13 protein-coding genes are annotated in these 19,475 nt (G+C 38.0%); 2 read left to right on the top strand and 11 right to left on the bottom strand.

Annotation, left to right across the window (positions count from 1 at the left end; translation table 11 throughout):
- Positions 1-4: 4 nt before the first annotated feature.
- The 6 genes from H6571_17895 to H6571_17870 form a co-directional block, all read right to left on the bottom strand.
- Positions 5-1,930, bottom strand: a complete 1,926-nt coding sequence (locus H6571_17895; protein MCB9325616.1) for a site-specific DNA-methyltransferase — start codon at positions 1,928-1,930, stop codon at positions 5-7.
- Positions 1,931-2,122, bottom strand: coding sequence for a helix-turn-helix transcriptional regulator (locus H6571_17890; GenBank protein ID MCB9325615.1), 192 nt, complete (start codon positions 2,120-2,122; stop codon positions 1,931-1,933).
- A 752-nt stretch (positions 2,123-2,874) separates the two neighbouring features.
- The gene (locus H6571_17885) at positions 2,875-4,341 is read right to left on the bottom strand and encodes a peptidase S41 (protein MCB9325614.1); all 1,467 of its coding nucleotides are present in this window, start codon (positions 4,339-4,341) and stop codon (positions 2,875-2,877) included.
- A gap of 111 nt (positions 4,342-4,452) precedes the next feature.
- The gene (locus H6571_17880; protein ID MCB9325613.1) at positions 4,453-4,842 is read right to left on the bottom strand and encodes a barstar family protein; all 390 of its coding nucleotides are present in this window, start codon (positions 4,840-4,842) and stop codon (positions 4,453-4,455) included.
- A gap of 14 nt (positions 4,843-4,856) precedes the next feature.
- Complete coding sequence (locus tag H6571_17875; GenBank protein MCB9325612.1) at positions 4,857-5,141, bottom strand: hypothetical protein; 285 nt, start codon at positions 5,139-5,141, stop codon at positions 4,857-4,859.
- 129 nt (positions 5,142-5,270) lie between these two features.
- Positions 5,271-6,260, bottom strand: coding sequence for a hypothetical protein (locus tag H6571_17870; GenBank protein MCB9325611.1), 990 nt, complete (start codon positions 6,258-6,260; stop codon positions 5,271-5,273).
- Between the two features lie 401 nt (positions 6,261-6,661).
- Between H6571_17870 and H6571_17865 the strand changes: the two genes are divergently transcribed.
- Positions 6,662-7,636: a hypothetical protein gene (locus H6571_17865; GenBank protein ID MCB9325610.1), complete on the top strand. Its 975-nt coding sequence runs from the start codon at positions 6,662-6,664 to the stop codon at positions 7,634-7,636.
- A 3-nt stretch (positions 7,637-7,639) separates the two neighbouring features.
- Here H6571_17865 and H6571_17860 read toward each other — a convergent pair whose 3' ends face one another.
- The 5 genes from H6571_17860 to H6571_17840 all read right to left on the bottom strand — a co-directional run bounded on the left by H6571_17860 (position 7,640) and on the right by H6571_17840 (position 18,047).
- Entirely contained in the window at positions 7,640-10,309 is a 2,670-nt protein-coding gene (locus tag H6571_17860) for a hypothetical protein (GenBank protein ID MCB9325609.1), read from the bottom strand.
- Positions 10,310-10,817: 508 nt separating this feature from the next.
- A complete protein-coding gene (locus H6571_17855) occupies positions 10,818-11,234 on the bottom strand; it encodes a VOC family protein (protein ID MCB9325608.1) in 417 nt (138 codons plus the stop codon).
- 240 nt (positions 11,235-11,474) lie between these two features.
- Positions 11,475-13,343: a serine hydrolase gene (locus tag H6571_17850; GenBank protein MCB9325607.1), complete on the bottom strand. Its 1,869-nt coding sequence runs from the start codon at positions 13,341-13,343 to the stop codon at positions 11,475-11,477.
- A 157-nt stretch (positions 13,344-13,500) separates the two neighbouring features.
- Positions 13,501-14,847, bottom strand: a complete 1,347-nt coding sequence (locus tag H6571_17845; GenBank protein MCB9325606.1) for a tyrosine-type recombinase/integrase — start codon at positions 14,845-14,847, stop codon at positions 13,501-13,503.
- Between the two features lie 434 nt (positions 14,848-15,281).
- On the bottom strand, positions 15,282-18,047 hold the full coding sequence (locus H6571_17840; protein MCB9325605.1) for a CotH kinase family protein: 2,766 nt from the start codon (positions 18,045-18,047) through the stop codon (positions 15,282-15,284).
- Positions 18,048-18,267: 220 nt separating this feature from the next.
- Here H6571_17840 and H6571_17835 point away from each other — a divergent pair, with 220 nt between their 5' ends.
- Positions 18,268-19,062 carry a thymidylate synthase gene (locus H6571_17835; GenBank protein MCB9325604.1) on the top strand — a complete coding sequence of 265 codons (795 nt, stop codon included), beginning with the start codon at positions 18,268-18,270 and terminating at the stop codon, positions 19,060-19,062.
- Positions 19,063-19,475: the final 413 nt, after the last annotated feature.

The raw sequence follows: 19,475 nt of genomic DNA, 5'->3' as shown, positions 1-19,475 counted from the left end.
TTGCTTACTTTTTAATTTGGTAAAAATCTTTGGTTACTTTCTTTTCGTCTTCGGTACAAGCAAAGTCGGTATCATTGAGCGAAGTAAGATTTACATACAATTGGTTTTTGTCCAATAGTTCGCAAAGGTGTTGTTTCTGCTCAGCAAGGCTCAAGGCTTTAAATTCTTCCAAATGCTCGTCTTGCTTCTTAATGTCCACATTGTAATTCAAGAAACTTTTGGTTTTCATCTGTTCCCAAACATTCAAAAGTGCTTTGGTGTCTTTGGCATCTTCAATCTGCTCAATGAAATTTTGATTGTATTTCTTGAGTTCGAGATAGACGAATGAACCACCACCTTGCCAATTGACGGATTTTGAAATACCGCCTTGTTCTCCATCCATTACCTTTTTAAGCCTTTCGACTGCAACTGTTTCAATGTAATCCATTTGCTCTATGCCTATATATTGGCGTTTCATTTTGTGGGCTGTAGATGCCGTAGTTCCACTTCCTAAATGATAGTCCAAAATAAGGTCTCCTTCTTCTGTAACTGCCTTTATTAAAAAGCCAATCAAAGATTCGGGCTTGGGATAAGAATTAAAATTAAGATTAAGAGAATCAATGTGCTTTTTTGAATCTTCATTTGTTTCTACACCTATGGCTTTTGAGAGATAAATCTCATCAATTAATTTATCAGGTGCCATATTCGAAGCGATTTCCCTTTGATACCTAATAGAAAATTTATTTGATTTGATTAAAAAATACGTTCCATTGCTAACTTCGGTATCCAAAAATGATTGTTGCCATTTGAATCGACCTTTCAATCTAATTGTGTCCTCGTTTTTTCCTTTTTTAACGACCAAGTCATCAAGTAGCTCAACTTTATCATAACTTCCTTTGGGATAATTACCATCGGGAATTCTAAACTGTATAATTTCTGGTTCGAATTTCAAAACAGTTATTGGGTTACCACTATTTAACAATGGTGCATCATCATTATCACTATCTCTTCCAACATATCCTTTACTTGTATCAAGAACCTTTTCATAGCAATGTATAAATTCAAGATTTTTACGTGTCTTCTTTGAAAGAGCTGGTGCATTATCAGTATTCTTCCAAACAAATGTTTCCACAAAATTCTGTGGTTTAAAGACTTCGTCCATCAAAATCTTAAGATATGCTTGTTCATTATCATCACACTGTATAAACATTTTCCCATCTTTCGATAACAAGTCCCTTGCAATTTCAAGCCGATTTTTCATAAAGGTTAACCAAGTGCTTTCATTGAATGAATCATTGTATTGAAAACTGTCATTACCTGTGTTATATGGCGGGTCTATATAAATCAGTTTTACTTTTCCTGCAAATTCTTCTTTCAGCGTGTGCAAGGCTAAAAGGTTGTTGCCTTTAATAATCAGGTTGTCGGTTATTGTGCCGTTTTCGTTTCGGTTAAATTGGTCGACTGGTTTTTCTCCGTCTTTGTCAATGCGTTTGGCATTGGTCAAAACTTTTGGCTCTAAAAGCTGAGTAATTTCGTCTTGTGCTAAAATTTCATTAAAGAAAATTTCTTCTCGTTTGTCTTCTTCACGGCTTTGTCCGCCTTCCAAAATGCAGTCCTTAAACGGCCACACCAAAGCTACTTCGTTGCGTTGTTTCAGGTATTTGCCGTCAATGGTCAGTCCAACCTTGTTTTTGTATTGGGTGTAGCTGTCGTTTAGATAGTTTTTCTGCTCCAAAAACTGCACAAACAAGTTTTGGTTAAAAACCAACGTGCCTTTCACGTTTACAAAAAACTTTTCTTTCAGGTCTGCATTGTCGAGCAACAGTCCAATCAATTCTTCGTCAAAGTTCTGTGCTTTGTTCAGCACCACCCATTTTTTCAGTTCTCCGTTGTCTGTCACGAAGTTGGGTTCTTTCTTGAGTTGTTGCTCTAATGTTGTATATAATTTCATTTATCTTCTTTCAGTTAATAAATCTTTGACTTTCACATTTAGAATTTCCGCAATGGTGTATAAGTCTTCCAAACTCGGTTGTCTCACGTTACGAGCATATTCGTTAATCGTGTTGTAACTTTTTCCTGTTTGTTTGGCAAGCCAAGCCTGCGAAATCCCTTTGTCTTTTAAAACTTCTTTTATTCGGTTCATTTGAAACCTAAGTTTTGTTTATTCGGTGTCAAAGATAGTAAATATTCATTATTTTTCAGTGTAATTATTCATTGTCTTGTCGTGGGTTTGGAAAGGGCAAGCTCTTTTGGTTTTTTAGCGTTGGCTTTTAGCGTTGGCAAAAAAACAAATGTGCTTGACCGAGCGTTGGCTTTTTTTGTATGCCGCACAACGGTCCGGGCTATGGGTAGTAGCGGCCAAATGGTAACTTCCTTCCCGTAAACAATTCCGTTGCTTAAAGTTAATATTTTTTGCGTTTACAATTTCAGCAGCTATTACCTATAGCCAGTGTTATGTATTTGGGCCGTGATTCAGAGCAATCTTCTACCTGTATCTGTAATTTTTTATTCCAAAAGTCGGTTTCTGTCCCGTTTAGAAAAAGTCAAAATGCGCTTTTCTAATTTCTATTTCATTCCTAATTTTGGAAATCTAATTCTTCTCAATTTCTGCTCGATTCTTTTTTGGATTCGGTTAATTTGGAAATCGTTTTATTCCACATAAATTTGTCCAAATTCTGATCTTTTATCTTTTGACGTAATTCTAATTCTAACTCTATTTTTTCTACCTGGGTGGAACATGCTATTTTTTGTAAGCGCATTTTTGACGTCCTTCCAGAAAATTAATAATCCTCAATTACGACAATGTTAGACTTAACCCGGCCTTATACATAACGGTTTGGCTATGCGCAGTGTCCCGAAGGGCATTGCGTATAGGCGTTGTTGTGGTGCGTTTCCTTATTTTATTTCGTTCAAGATACTAATGACAAAGCTAATCCAGTCAAATTTTGAAATTGTCTCATCAAGGTAATAATCTGGTTGTATTCCTTTATTATCAATGGACATTTCAGGTATTCGCATACTTTTTGATAAACTGTACCCCAATTTGAAGTCTTCGCAAGGAGAATCAGTAAAATACATATTCGAAATATCAAGTACTCCAGCAGTTGTCGTTCCAAAAAGTTTTACTTTCTTACTTTGTTTAGCCGCAAGCAAAAACTGCTCTGTAGTACTTCCATTGCCTTCATTTATTATAATACCTACATTTTTAGGGTAGGGATAGATTGTGTCAAATGTCTCTATCGTAACAGCTGTGCTATCAAGATTTACAAATTCTCCAATATGTTGATTGAGTTTTCGTAGTGATTCCTCTGCCCATTTTTTATCTTCAGTCGTCCAATCTGGATCGTTCATGAAGTCAAGCATACGCTGATTGTTTAGTGGGGTTGAAAGAAACTCTACACCCACGGTTCGGATTGGGTTTGTATAGGTTAAGGGGAGAATTTGTTCAAAACTTGCATCACTTCCACCACCATTGTTTCGTAAATCAATTATTAAATTTTCGGTACTAATGATTTCTTGGAAGTGTAAATCAATTAAGCTGTCAATTAATTCCTTTTCGGAATATGAGAAAGAAGGAATACGGAGTATTACAGTATTATCCGTCAATTTTTCAAACAGTGGGGCACTTGTTGACTGAAATCTTAATTGTCTTTCAATATTAATATCCTGTTCATTAGCTTTGAATTCAGGTGCTATTCTTTTCAAGGTGACAAAACCAATTTGCAGATGGTTTTTACCCACAAGTTCAACATTTTCAAAGTTCCTTTCTGAGTGATTTCTCATGTAGTAAACTGCTGAGAGGGAATCATTATCCTCAGATATTCTAAACTTTATTTGTGATTGTCTCCAGTAAACTCCATCTGCTTCAAGAATAAATCCAATGTACTGATCAGCCACTTTTTTAATTCCGAATTTATAAGGTGGATCGGACCAAATTCCTTCAAGTCCAGGTTCAGTGAGCTTTGAAATGTATGCGTCAAACTGTACCTTCTTGTATGGGTATGTTGGCCATGAATTGAATTGCTCCTTCACTTTCTCAGAATCGAATTTTTCAGGAGTAGATGAAGTGGTGTTACCATTTAACTGTAAGGATAAGTGTCCTTCACGAAAGAACCTTAACCATTGTTGAAGAGTCTCAGCACATTCTTGTTTGCTGGTAATCGATTTCACCTTTTGGGCATATGAATCAGAATGTTTCTGATATTCTTGCTCTCCTTTTTTGTCAACAGAAAATTGAAAACCCGCATCATTTTTCTCAAAAGTTTCCTTCAACCAAATAAAGTTGTCTTCGCAACTACAGTTCTGTGCATTAGCCAAATATGTCAAGAAGATGGTCAGTATTAATAGTATTCCTTTTTTCATGTATTTGTTAGTAGTTTTTTTTCAATGCACCACAACGGTTAGTATAGCTGATCGTGGCGTCCCGATAGGGCGACATGGCAGCTATACACTGTTCGCTTTCGTGTTTTTTTCTTATTTCATTTTCAAGGTTATATGTTGATGATCTTTGATGATCTCAACAATCATTTCAAAAAGCGTTTCACCTTTTCCATTCATTGCCATTTCTAATTCATTTTTCACCTCTCTCTTATTTGAAGGATGGCATTTTCTCAATTTGTCTTGGAAATATTTTACAGTTTCTTCATATCCCAATTTCATTCTGCTTCTATCTGAATTTGTCCAAATTAATTCAACTTCTTCGCCGTAATCGTGCATTCCAAATCCTCCTTCTAACAGATCATCAAATGCGTCAAGATTTCTCCCAACTTTCCAATCTAAACCACTCGTTAAACCTCTCTCGATTTCGTCATAAAAACCTTTTAGATTCGAGAATCTTCCTCCCTCTATTTCAATTATCTTCATGTTCTTGCTTTTATTTATTCACCGAAAAAGTAATTCCAAATTCCCCATGAAAATAACGTGATTGCACAGATTAAGGCAACATATTCAACAATATTCAAGAACTTGCTTTTATCCTCTGTACCTCCAACCCAACGCATGATTAATGCTGAAACTCCTCCAATTCCCATATATGACCAAAACAAAATTTCATTTTTATATTCAAGTATCTTTATTAGTCCAAATGTCATCGGAATTGAAATCAGGAAACATATCATCCATTTTTGGGCTTCATAATTTTTATTTTTCAATTTTCCTGACATCTTCTTTCAGCTTGGTTGCTATTTGATTTTCTTTTTTCATGGAAGCGAACGGTGAAGCTACCCGGTGTGCCTTGTGTTGCGCCTGCGGCAAGGCATGATCTGGTAGCGTATGTTCCAGTCTGCCCTCCTTTATTCATTTAATAAATTTGTTTCAATAAGATCTTTTAATTCTTCAAGGTTTAAAAGTCTTCGTTTCATTTCTTTTGTGTCATAAAGATATAAATCACAATCATTCATTTTAACCACAGAATAAGCGAAAATGAAACTAGGTAAATTAGGATAACATCTGACCATATTGTTAAATCTACTCGGAGATTCGATTATTTTACCATGAAGCCAGATGTAAATTGGGCCATTCCCAGTGATATCACAAATATGAAAATTTTCTTTATTTAGCTTTTTCTCAGGAGTAAAATCTCTATGAAATTCATTTGATACTTCAATATATGTTTCAATCAATTTTTCCTCATTTTCAATTATGGCTTCTGGCAAGAGCAAGTACCAATTTTTAGGTATTTTCCGATTGAATTCTAAATAAAAGGGGGGATAAGGAAAACCTATCTGACTGGCTTTTTTTAAATCCTCTTTTTTTTCAATAAAAACTTCAGCAATTTGCCCATAATCCATAGGAGAGATCATCTTATAATCAGGAATATTCCGGGCAATGATTTCATCAAAATTTTCATAAATATCAACCATTTCTAAAAATGCTCCACTGACAGCAATCGTTGAAAATTGATATTGATCGCCATTTACATTTACATCAACGACCCACTTATTTGCTTTTTCATCCGTATATGCTTCAACTATTTCATATTCGCATTTATCAGGCAGTAGCGATAATATGGAATCAATAAGCGCTGCATAGTCCTCTAATTCTCCACTAAACTCAACATCAAAAAAATAACTATTAAACCCAAATTCTTTTTTTGCTCTTTCGTAATCTTTAAATAATTTTTGCTTATATTGATCCAAAGAGGGGTGGAAAGAATCATCTAAATCCCTTGATGTCAAAAATGGGAATTCTTCTTTATCGTATTTTATCCAATTTTGTGATTTCAATTCCATCGTATTTATTATCAAAACCAAGGGTATTAGTTTTATCAAAGTTTTTATCATCTATTTGTTTTTTGGTTGACTGGAACGGTCAAGTATAAGCGTAGTGCGGGATTTTGGAGCGATATGCTGTCTGCCAACACGAAACTTTAATAGTAGCCAAAATAATAAATTTTAGCGATTCAACCCGCATTACGTTTATACAATGTTGTAAGCTGGCTTTTCCTTTCAAGTTCTGGTTTGTCCTTATTAATCTCAGCTTTGTGTGTCCGCTGTTTTTAAGAATTTTGGAAGGGAGAGATTTAAAAAATAATTTTTCCTTCGGGTTGGCAGGTGGAAGCTCTTTTGCAATTTTTGGTTTGTGCATTGGCTTGTGCGAATTGCAAATGTGCTTACACTTGTGAAAAGGGTTTAATTTTAATTATTTACCTTTGTCGATTGTGAAAAATCTTTTAAAGAAGTTAATGGCAAGAAGAAAAACGGTAAATAATACAGGAATTCTAAGAGTAGGTGGTATTCCTTATCACGATGCTTGGGTGGCATATAAATGTGTAAGTTGCCAAGAAATGAACTATGTCCAAGTCGGACAAAAGTTGCTGACGCCACAAGAAGCAATTGAAACGGCTGTTTGGAAATGCGAACATTGTGGATTTATTCACTCAAAAGAAACCGATTTGCCTTTTGATAACTGGGAAGAAGAATATAACAGTGCTGATTCCACTACTGCTTTGCGATTTTGGGAAGGTTTTTTTCGGATTGCAACTGAACACCCTGAATCATATTGGAAGCAATGTAATGTTTGTACTCGAATTTTGCCTTTCAATGCTTTTAGCAAACATTCAGGCTGGGGTCCTTTGGAGAAGCAAATGGAATGTAGGAGTTGTAAGGGAGCCATTAATGCAGTTTTAAATCCCAAAAGAACAAAAGAGCAGTTACACGAATCTGCCGTTCGAAGAAGAATAGCTGATTTATTTATAGAAGAAGAAAACGAATCAATTGACTTTCAGGATTTATTTAAAAGATTTGAAAGTCGATGTTTCAAGACAAAAGAACCATTAGATATTAATCAACGCGATACCTGGTCAATTGACCACATTTTACCATCAAAATATCTCTATCCACTTAAAAAGGAAAATGCAGCATTACTTTCAAAAAATGCTAACGAAAATAAAAGAGATAAATGGCCAAGTAAGTTCTATACAAATAATGAGTTAATTGATCTTGCCAGAATTACAGGAGCAAATATTGACTTGATTTCAAATAAGCTCCCAATAATGAATCACAACATAGATGTCAATAAGGGAGTTGAACGTTATTTGCAAGTCAGAGAAAAGTCAGACCTGCCAAAACGTATAAAAGAAATCAAAAAGATTTTGCTCGTATATGAATTGGTAGATAATCTTTCTCTCGAAAATAAAAAGCTGCTAGGATTCGAATAGTTTCTATACAAGTACGAGATATTGATGCGAAGTTACCGTTCCTTTATCTCTTATACCGTGTGATTCGCAATGCTCTACACTTTCATCAAATAAGTCAGCAGTTTTAAACCAACGCTTACTTATTTTTTGAAGTTCTAATGCCATATCACATTTATTGCTTTTCCCTAAATGTAGAACAAAAGTGCCATCCTTTTTCATACGTTCTTTTGCTTGTCTAAATATGGATTCGTAAATGGCAAAATCAATTTTTTGCCTTTCATCTATAAATGATTTAGGTTGATGTTTGAAGTCAATTTCTGACCATCCAGTAAACCATATTCTAATCCAGTTAGCCAAATAAAATCTAGTGCTGTCAAAAAACGGTGGTGAAGTAATTATAGCATCTAGGTTATTAATTTCTTGTGGCCAAACTATCGTTGTGTCTTGATTAAATATTTTACCGTTTTTAAAATTAAGCGGTAATTCTTCGTTAATTACTCTGTTTACTTTTTCGCAAAGCTTTTCGATTAGGCTTTTGTAGATAAAATCCCCAGTAGGTGCATACGGAACAATTGGGTGTGAACGTCTGCTCAAAGCATAAGGTCTATTGCCGTGAAGAATATGAAGTAATGAAGCAACTACTAACATTTCGCTTGGTGTGGACGGATAATTTTCCTTTACAAATCTACGAGCAAGCAATATTTCTTTTAACGTGTTTTCTTCATAGTATTCAGATAGCTTTTTGTTAAATCCAAAATTTTTAACTTCATCAATTTCTTTTTTAGTACACTTATTGGCTTTAATAAAATTATCCAATGCTTCTATATAAGAAAATGATTCAGAAGAAATTGGTGTATTTACTTTACCATAAGAGATATAGTAAGCTGGCAAACTAATATCAATGCCATAGGATAATTTTCCCGTTAACGCTGCTTCAAAAGGAATTGTTCCTACACCTGAAAAAGGGTCAAGAACAGAACCATTTTCAGGTACAAAAGTCTTAACAAGATGATGTGCAATTGCTGGTTTTAACTTACCTTGGTACGAGCAAAGAGAGTGATTATTATGCCCCCAATTTCTACTTGAATATGGTTCTTGTTGATGGGGGATTTCATTTCTGAAACTGTCCCAGTTCTTTTTCCAATGAAGTTTTATTTTTCCGTTTACAGAATTTGGTTGTTTTTCTTTGTATTCAAAAACCAATAATGACTGGGTAAGTATTTCTTGATTTCTAGAACGTCTTTTCCTTAAAATCTTGTTTTCAACGAATTCATACCCTAATCCCTGCATTAACTCAATTAATATGTCATCTGTATTAATATGTACGCCACTAAAAATAGAATCCCCAATATCAATAAGAACTTTAGCATTTTGAGCTAGTAATGGTTTTGCATCATTAAAGATTGTGTACATTTCTTTAAAGTAGCTCTGTGCCATTACCGGAATTCTAGAATCATAAGCATTTTTATTCAGCTCAATAAGTGTCGCTTTCAGCAAACTACTTTTTGAAGCTATATCAAGTCCATTGACATAGGCATATTCCTTTTTAACATCATTAATTCCACTTGTTAATGCTTGGTCTCTAAAAAATCGCAAATCATTTTCGAACTGTAAATACCTTAAAAACCAAAGCTCTACTTTTGTATTTCTGAAATAGTTTGTGCCATTTAGATAAGGCGGACTTGTAATGATTGCTCCGATTTTTAAATCATTTACACGACCTATATTCTTTGCATTTGAAAGAATAAATTCGGGCTTTCCTTTTAGCTTATAGTCAAAATTCAAAATATCTTCGGCAATATTTCCAATTTTTTCTGGCAAAATATCATTAAATGTTTTCAGGTCTTTCTCAATTTCTTTCGCTGTTTTGAATCTTACATCTCCAACTTTCTTAAGAAATGATACAGGGAGTAGACAAGAAATAACAGCTACGGTTAGAGTATCAGCTAGTAGTTCATCTTCTAGTTTAATAATATCAATATATGACCTTAGTTTTAATACCTGCTCAAGAGTTTCATCAGGGAAATATTTTTTATCAGAGAATAGAGATTTATAGGATTCTCTTAAAGATTTATCTTCTTCAAACTTATTAAGGTTCTTCAGTACAACTTTTTGAATATCCTTTAGGTCTTTGGACAGCTTTTTCCTTTGAGACTCTTTTGCTTTTAAAACATTGAGCTTTGTTTGAATTAAAAACTGTAATAAAGGATTTACTTCTGAATATACTGTTGATAGTCCTAAATCATCAGCCGCAAGGAGTGTTGTGCCTGTACCTGCGAAAGGTTCATAGATTAGAGTATCTGTTATTCCATAGTTTTTTATTAATGATTTTACAAAGTCAGGAGAATAGCCTTCAATGTAAGGATACCATCTTTGAAATGGGATGTTTTTACTTTTTACAAATGTTACATCTTTCTCTGTAACGCCTTCAACTTTGTCTATTTCAGGAAGTTTTTGCTTGATAAGTCTTTTTACAACTTGGTTAATTGAACGCTCTTGTTTCTCGGCAAAAAGTGTAAGCTGTTTATATGTTTCAATGCCAATCAGTTCTTTTATTTCTTGAGTTGTCAAGTCTTTTACTTTGGAATAGTATGGTTCTTCTGGCTCACTAAACGCAAGTGTTACAGACTTATCTTTTGAATCTTCCGAAGGGTAGTCGCTGAAATAGACAGCTTTATAAAATTGTTTTGCCATTTTGAAACAAGTATCAGTTTATGATAGTTACTTCGCAAAAGTAAAAACAATTTTTGAACATCACATTGCTTGATAAGATTTTTTTGAATTTAATTTTCAACAGTCTGTTGAGTGTTGGGATATTGGCTCTTTTGCAAAACTTGGGTCGTGTGTCGGCTTGTGCGGTTTTGCAAATGTGCCAATGTGCGGTGGGCTAAAATTAATTTTTAAAATGTGCGGTGGGAAAATTTTTAAAACATTCGTGTCGGCTTGTGTATTTCCAAAGTCAGTCCGTAAGTTTATGTTAAGATGTCAAAGTTCGTTTTTCAGAAGTCTGTTTTTTCGGAGTACGGTCGTTCTTTAGGCTTGCTTACAACGGTCCGGGTATTTATGAAGGGCGGAAAATCGGAGCACAAAAGTTCAGTTTTGCACTACCGCTCAATAGAATTACTGTAGCTGAAATTATGACGTTCAGCCCGCCTTTCATAAATACCATGTTAGCGGTTCGTTGTTGTTCTCGTGTATTTTTTTATTCGTGATAACCCTTTTTTACTTGTCGTTTTGAAATCCACCAATAATTTCCACAAGGGTCAATTATACCCGATTGTCTGTCTTCGTATGGCATATCTGCTGGTTCAAATTCAATTTTCGCTCCATTGTCAACGGCTCTTTGATGAACAGCTTCTACATCGTCAACGAAAAGATAAAGTGCTGTTCTCATTCCTTCAAATTGTTCTCTGGCTTGACTAATCATAAAGCAAGTGTCGCCTATTTGCAGAATACAGTTTGCTATATCTCCATTGGTTGGGTTTACAGAACGGTTAATTTCTTTCGCAAAAAAGGCATTTTTCAGAAAGTCAATTAAGAGTTGTGGTTTGTCAACAAAAAGATATGGAGTAACTGTATGAAAGTTGTCAGGTTTGTATGTATTAAATATGTCGTTCATTTTTTACATTTTTAGGTTTAGAATTTACTTGTCTTTTATATTCAGTCATTTTCAGCGGTGCGTTTTTCTACAATGACCGCTAACGGTAAATTGTATGAGTAGTGGCAGATTGCGTGACACTTTCCTGTCAAACAGCTACGCAGTTTGAGCGGGTTACGAACCTTGATATTTACCACATCGCCTGCCATTACTTATACAAAATGTTGTGGTGTCGTTTTTATTCTCTAATAAAATATTCATTTATTTAAAATTTGTTGCAAATTCATAAAACATAGCCGGCCACGATAATGATGCGGGAGTGAAACCATATTCAAACCCTAACCTGATTATAGTAAGCTTCTTCTCTGGACAGATATAAACATATTCACCCTTGTTTCCCATTCCAAAAAAGTCATTGGCATTTTCCTGTCCGTCACGAAATTTCCCCCACCAGAGATAGTTGTAATACGTATTGTTTTCTAAAAGATAATCATAATATCCTTCGGGTCTGACTTGTGGTTGCGTTGCTTTTTGTACCCAGCTTTCAGGTACTAGTTGTACTCCATTGTATTTGCCATTATTAAGCAATAGCAAAGCAAATCGTGCATAATCGTAAGCATGGCAGTTTATACCGCTTTCCATTTTCTCAAAACCATGCTCGTCAAGGCTCCAACTGGCATTGCTTCCGCCCATATTTTTCCATAGTTTTTCTTCGGCATACTTAGCGACCGACTTACCTGTTGTTCGTTCCAGTATCATACCGATCAAAAGGGGATTATAGTTATTATAACGCCAATGCGTAGCCGGTGGTTCTTCAATTCGAACATTATCAAGTGTGGTTTTCCTTAAATCGGGAGATACATAGGTAAACTCATCATCAGAAGGAAATCCATCATGTGAATATGCCAGACCTGAACTCATACTTAATAAATCTTTGATGGCGATTTTTGAAAAAAGTGTGTCTTTTTTTATCAACTCAGGCAGGTATTCGGTTATTTTATCATCTTCGCTTTTAATAAACCCATCCGAAATAGCCAATCCTACCAGCGTACTGACAAATGATTTGGCAACCGAAAATGAGGTGAAAATTGAATCGTTATTAAAGCCATTAAAATAGTTTTCGTATAGTATTGTGTCGTTTCTTAATACAATAAATGCGGTAGTTTGAGCTCTTTCCAGCATGGTTTCGAAATCTATATTTGTATTTAAATGTTTGAAATACGCAGTGTTTTCAAACATTTCCTTAACCCGTTCTGTTTGCAATTTGTGATGAAGCATCCTGGGATGTTCAGCACCACCAATATCCCTCTTTTTGAATATTAAATAGTCCATTACAGAAGCATCTCCTCCCTGGCACCGGCCCAACAAGGTGCTAACATCTATTCTCGATTTTTTATAGATCAACCTGTCTGAAATATTTACTCCTGACAGGTTTTGGGGATGTGTTTGATCTATTTCATGCAGAACAATGGTTTGAAATTTTCCTATATTTTTGGTTTGCGGCCACTGAACCATTCGGTTATTCTGTTTATCGTACCTGATAATTTGTATGGCTATTGTTACACTATCCTTGTTCCATCTTACGGGCAGGTTCTCAAGTGGAATTTTCATTTCTGCCGTGTAACCATTTTGGTTTATTTTAACAGCAGAAGTCCATTTTGTAGAAAAAGAAAAAGATAAATCCCTTGTGGGCGGGTTTAAGGCACCATCCAGTTCATTGCCAGCAGCATCTACCAAAAAGGCATAAGCATTGATTCCATCATGATAGGTATCGACACAAAATGCAACCCAATCATTACTTAACATGAACTCGTTGTCTTTATCCAAATGCTCTTTGTTCAACTCAGACGTGTCTTTTATTTGACACATGAAAGCCACATACAGATTATCGGCATCATAAGTAACATGAGCCTCTGTATCGTTATATTTACCATTTTCATCATATAATTCATTTATAAAAATTGTTTTTTGCCAAATAGGTTCGTTTAATTTTCCGTCAATAATAATTTCACTTTCGGTTTTAATAGGTTTCCTTATGTCTGTGTCCGTCGTTCTGTTTTGAGTAAAACCATTTATAGAAATTAGGATTAAAAATATTTGAATGTAAACGGTGTTCATTATATCTGTCATTTAATAAGATTTATTAAAATTAATCTGTAAAATGTTCTCCATGTAGTTTTAAATGCACCACAACTTGTTTATCTACGTGTAAATGTTTCCAAATATATTTTGCGAATGTTTTCCAAATATAACCGAATATGCTTGTAATCGCAATACTTTGTGCGGATTATAAATCAAAATCTTCTATCGGACTCCTTACCTCACTTAGGCGTTTTCCACTAACATGAGTGTATAACATAGTCGTCTTGGGACTGTTATGGCCTAAAATCTCCTGGATGTATCGCAGCCCGACTCCACTCTCCAATAAGTGGGTAGCATAGGAATGTCGCAATGTATGGAGACTTACCTTTGATGTTATTCCTGCCTTTTTACAGGCTCTTTTCATGACTTGTTGAGCACTCCGGGTTGAATATGCACCTCCATTTTGGCCTTCAAATAATAAATCCTTGGGCCGGTGCACCAGGTAATATTCTCGCAGTACCTTTATCGTGACTTCTGAGAGGGGAACCCTCCGGTCTTTTGCTCCTTTGCTCGCCCTGATGTACAAAAGTTTTTCCTTACTTCTGACATCCCCAATCCTGAGACGAAGGGCCTCACCTATGCGCAAACCGGAACCGTAAATTACCATCAGTAAACATTTGTGCTTTATATTTCCAGTGGAAGAAAGGATGCGTTTGATTTCATCTTTGGTTAAAATATTCGGGAGTTTCCTGCTTTTCCGGGGACGCTGCATTTCTTCAGGAATGATCTGTGCCTCGTTGTGAACCGTGTAAAAGAGTTTTATTGCATTGATAAACTGGTTATGAGTGGAATAGGATTTATCCTTCAAAATAAATTGCTGGTGATTATAGTCGGTAATATCTACCTGGGTGATGGTTTTCCAGTGTTTATCTTTGGTGCAGGCGAAAAATTTGCTTACGAAAGACAGGTAACATTTTATAGTTGAATAACTGTATCGCTGCTGCTCCATCCATTTTTTGAATTCGTTTACCTTTAGCTGTACTTCTTCAGGCAGCACTTCCCGTGGCTGGACAGGAGTGGCTTTTTTTTCTTTTTTAATATGGATCGGAAATTCCTTCGTCGTAAAAGCAAGTTGGTGTTTTGCTAAAAAATCTCTCGAAGTTTTGAGGTCGGGAACAGACCACAGTTTTTCCTCCTTATGCCATCGACGGTTGGCTATGTTTTTGACCTTTGCTCTCAGGTCAATGTTCACCAAATCTACAGCGAAGAATAACCTTGATTCCGTCGTTTGATCCTCGGCAGGGACGGACAGGCCTACCTTTTTATTTAAGGCGTTCTCAATGGAAATACCAGGAAATATTTTATCGATTTCCTCGCGACTATTTGGAGTATTCGGCAGATGCCATAAGTTTAATGCCTTACTCCATTGCCTGCCTGATATTTTTCTTATTTTTTCAATAATGTCAGGATCATACTCGAAAACCAAAGCGATTCGGGAACGTCCTTCATATTGAAAAATGCTGGCTTGTACTGTAGGTGATTCTTTTTTCATCCGGTTTGCAGGTTGATTTAAAAATTAAGTATCTGCAATACTCAGCATTTATTTATTATTATCCGGTGATTAGCCGTTTAATGCCGTTTGTAGCCGTTTGTAGCCGTTTACAAACGGCTGCATAAGAAAGGAATCTACCCAAAAAAAGAAGGCGCAAAGCATCCTGAAATGCTCCGCGCCCGCTCCTTTTTAAAATATTCCGTCTTGCCCGGAGACAATATCTTTTTCCAAACTCACCCGGCTTGCGCAAAGATATTGCCACCGTCCGCCGTCAAACCGACGTTGATAAACAAGCAGACAAAGGATTATTCAAATTCAGATGGTTTAATTTGCACAAGTGTTTATCAAGCAACCAGCAAGCAGCATCAAGTAACCAGCATCAAGTAACCAGCAACCAGCATCAAGCAAGCAGCATCAAGCATCAAGCAACCAGCCTAACTCCTCACAATCCGCCGCACAACACTCTCCCCGTTATTGCTAATCTTCAAAAAATAAATGCCTGCCGGAAGAATTTTCACTTCCTCCTCCAACCGGATCGTATTTTTGCCGAAAGGCAGATTAGAGTATCCCTGCTGGAAAACCTTTTGGCCGGATACAGTCAGCAATTCAACATAAATGTCGCTGTTTTCATCCAGCACAAGATCCACAAAAAGATCCTCGCTCGACGGATTCGGATAGACCTGCAATTCAGCGATACCGTTGATGACTTCCTCTGTGCTGTTGACACATTCGGTGGTGAAATTGAATTCAGTATAATTGCTCACAGAAAAGGAGCAAATGGTTCTCAGTTCCACCTCGTATTGGGTACAGACATCCAGCCCGAAAAGGGTAACAGCATCGCCTTGCTCTACCATCACTTCCCAGTCTTCACTGCTGCCTGCCGGACGATACCTGAGCTCGTGGGCCAGGACATCTCCGGCGCTCAGCCACTCAATTGTAGCACTGGTCATAGTAGGTTGACTGGAAATGTCAAAAGGCTCCCCACAAGGGATGGAACCCGTAAAATGGGCCGTGATCTCGTCATGTTGAGTCAGTTCCATATTGATAATATCGGAAAACTGGTTGGGATCGTAAATATTGTTGTTAACGGTCCAGTAGAGGAAAGAGCCTCCGTTTTCAGGGATGGCCGTAAGTTCAATACCAATGCCCCCAAAATAGGTGGTCTGCCAGGGGTAATTCTGTCCGATCACCGTATTGGCTTTGACTTTGCCGGATTCCGGAGGATCTACATTAATGAGCACCTCGTAAGGGCCGGTTATGCCTTCGTCTTCATAACAATCGACAATACCTTCATCGATGATAGTACAGCGGGTTTCGATAAAATTTCTGAGTTGTTCCACATTGGCTTCCCAGCCGGCTACCGTGCCTCCCCATTTTTGACAATGCCGGGGCATTTCCGGGGCAATCCTGGCGATGAGTGTATCCAGCAATGGGATCATAAAATCGCAGGAGAAGTAGCTGTTGTTCATATCCGCATAACGGTTGATGTACAGACTGAAAAAATCTTCGTTGACCGAAAGGTCCGTTAAAAGTTCTACATGGCCTTCAAAATCAATCCACGGGCTAATGAGTTCCGGATTGCAGGGATCTGCCGTTGGGCTTTGGTCAGGAATGCTGGTGTAGTTGATGTAATGACCAAAAGTGGCGTCCTCATCCCAAAGGATGTATTTCCACTTGCGGGCCCCGCCTTCCGGATTGCGGCCGCGCCACCATGCCGTGTTCCAGTTCAGCCAGTCGCTGGATACATTGAGTGAATGGAGGATCATGTAATCGATGAGGCTGAGTACATCAAATTGTTCCGTAACATAAGCGTAATTGGCCGGATCCGCCATGTCGTTGTTGTGGATAAAGTCGGTCAGGGCATACCAGTCGACCCAGCTGCCGTATTCCTGCCAGGTGCCTCCCCATGTTTTGATAAAATCGATGTCCTGCTCATCCTGGTTGTAATAATAACTCGTAAAGTCAGGGTCATCGACTTTTTCCCTCAGCTCATACACGCCCCAATAGGATCCATTGAGATATACGATGCAAGGTTCGTAGGTACGTTCGTCCAGTTCCAGGTTCGCCAGTTGCGAAAGCTCGTGAACATAGGCATCCCGGATATGGGCGCTTCCGCTAATTTCCGGATAATTGTCGTTGGCCGCCGCTTTGAGGATGATCCGCTGAAACTCTTTCCGGTCGGTAAAATCAGGAAAGATCTTGTATTTCAGGGCATAATCATCGCCCATCTGATCACGGGTGACAAAATCCACGCCACGTTGGTCATACGCCCAGGAATCATTGCCGTGTTTATTGAATTCACCGCTGCCATCCGCCACCCGGTCTCCTGTTTCATCAAAAAGTTCAAAAGTGCCTTTAGGATTGAATTGTTGTCCGTTGAACAAATTGGGCAACACCCGTCCGGATACAGAAACCACCGGGATGGTATGCACCTCATTGATGAAAAAAGTATGGTAGTCCGTAAAACTGTGAGGAATGTTCGAATCATTGCTGTACACCGCTGCTTTGACCACCGTGGTCGAAGTCACTGTGAACGGGCCGGTGTAAATGCCTGAGCCGGTATCCGGATCACCGCCGTCGGTGGTGTAATAGATGGTGGAGTTGGGTTCCGTATTCTCAATGGTGACCGTTACCTGGTCAGTGTAAAAACCGGCTGATGGCGAAATGGAGGGTTTTTGTGCATATTCACCTTTTACCTGCCCGTTGCCGTATCCCGGAGTGGGAATGAGAGCCACGCCCCATGTAGGTCCGCCATTGGTCGTCCGGGCTCTTGAGTGCCCGAGCTGGTTGGGGATATTGATGGGATTGGAATCAATGATGTTCCCGGAAGGATCTGCAAAAACCACATCTTCACTATTTTTGGTTTGTGTAATCTTGAAATTGGTATGGATATTATTTCCGGTGACCAAATCCCTTCCACTCGCCCAGATCAGCAAATAACCGTTGGCCGTTATGCCCGAGCCATCGGGGAAAGTCCATTTGTCAGGATTGTTGGTACGATCACTAAGGTGGTAACCTGAAAGGTCAACATAAGCGTTGGAGGTGTTGTATAATTCGATCCAGTCTTCATGCTCGCCAAAGTTGTCGGTATTGGATTCCAGGTTAGCGGCTGAAAATTCATTGATCACTACCTGACCCCGGAGCTGAAATATAGTAAGGGTGAAAAGCAGTAAAAGGAGTTTAGTGTATAATTTTTTCATCTTTTGTTGTTTAAAATTTAGGCCGAGGAAAGGCTATCTTTTTTATATTTGCAATAATTTGAAATCGAAAGCTAAGATATTTAAATGTCTTTTTGAAATCAAAGCAAAGATATTAGATGTTTTGCAAATTAGACAACAATTGGCCTTAGAGCAAAATATAATTAACCACCCGACCTGCCAGACAGCAGTTTAGCTATAACAAAACCAATAAGAGAAATTCATGAGGCAATACCTTAACGCATTACAACACATCATCGACAACGGAGTCGAAAAGTCTGATCGTACGGGAACTGGTACCAAAAGCGTTTTCGGATACCAGATGCGCTTTGACCTGCAGGAAGGTTTCCCCATGCTGACAACCAAAAAACTGCACCTAAAATCTATAATTTATGAATTGTTATGGTTCCTGAAAGGGGACACCAATGTAAAATATCTTCAGGAGAACGGGGTGCGCATCTGGAATGAATGGGCCGACGAAAACGGAGACCTTGGGCCCGTTTACGGGAAACAGTGGGTCGCCTGGGAAGCCCCCGACGGCAGTAAGATCAACCAAATTCAACGGGCCGTTGATCTCATCAAAAACAACCCGGACTCCAGGAGGATCATCGTCAATGCATGGAACGTGGGAGAACTCGATAAAATGGCCCTGACGCCCTGTCATGCCCTGTTCCAGTTTTATGTGGCAGAAGGTAAACTTTCCTGCCTGCTCTATCAGCGTTCTGCCGATGTATTCCTGGGCGTACCTTTTAATATTGCTTCTTATGCCTTATTTACCCTGATGATGGCGCAGGTCTGCGGCTTGCAACCCGGAGAGTTTATCCATTCTTTCGGTGATCTGCATCTGTATTCCAATCACATGGAACAGGCCGAATTACAACTTTCCCGAATTCCACGTGCCTTGCCTAAAATGGAAATAAACCCTGAAGTGACCGATATCTTCAATTTTAAATTTGAGGACTTTACCCTTTCAGACTACGATCCGGATCCGCATATCAAGGCACCGGTGGCAGTGTGACCCATGAAGTAAGGAAGCTTATGAACCATAAAAACGAAAAAAAAGGAAAAATTTAACTCCCCAAATAACCGGGTGCAGCGCACCCCATATCTTTGTTTGCAAACAAAGGCGAAGAGGATTCAAGGTGCAGCGCACCGCAACCTAAAGTTTTAGCACCAGGCCAAAAGAAAAAAAGGAAAAATTCCACTCCCCAAATAACCAGGTGCAGCGCACCCCATATCTTTGTTGTCAAACAAAGGCGAAGAGGATTCAAGGTGCAGCGCACCGCAACCTAACCTTCCTTTAATCAAGGGAATCGCCTTTACCTTTAATAAAAAATACACATTGGAACTACTTAGATTTTACCTGCTAGCCCATAACCCCGAAAAATATCGGTTAACGAATGTCCGGCTTCCGAAAAACAAGGGCAATTC

It is taken from the genome of Lewinellaceae bacterium, from assembly GCA_020636105.1.
Lineage (GTDB): Bacteria > Bacteroidota > Bacteroidia > Chitinophagales > Saprospiraceae > BCD1.
Note: the sequence above shows the minus strand (reverse complement) of the source record. Positions and strands in the feature narration are given on the sequence as shown.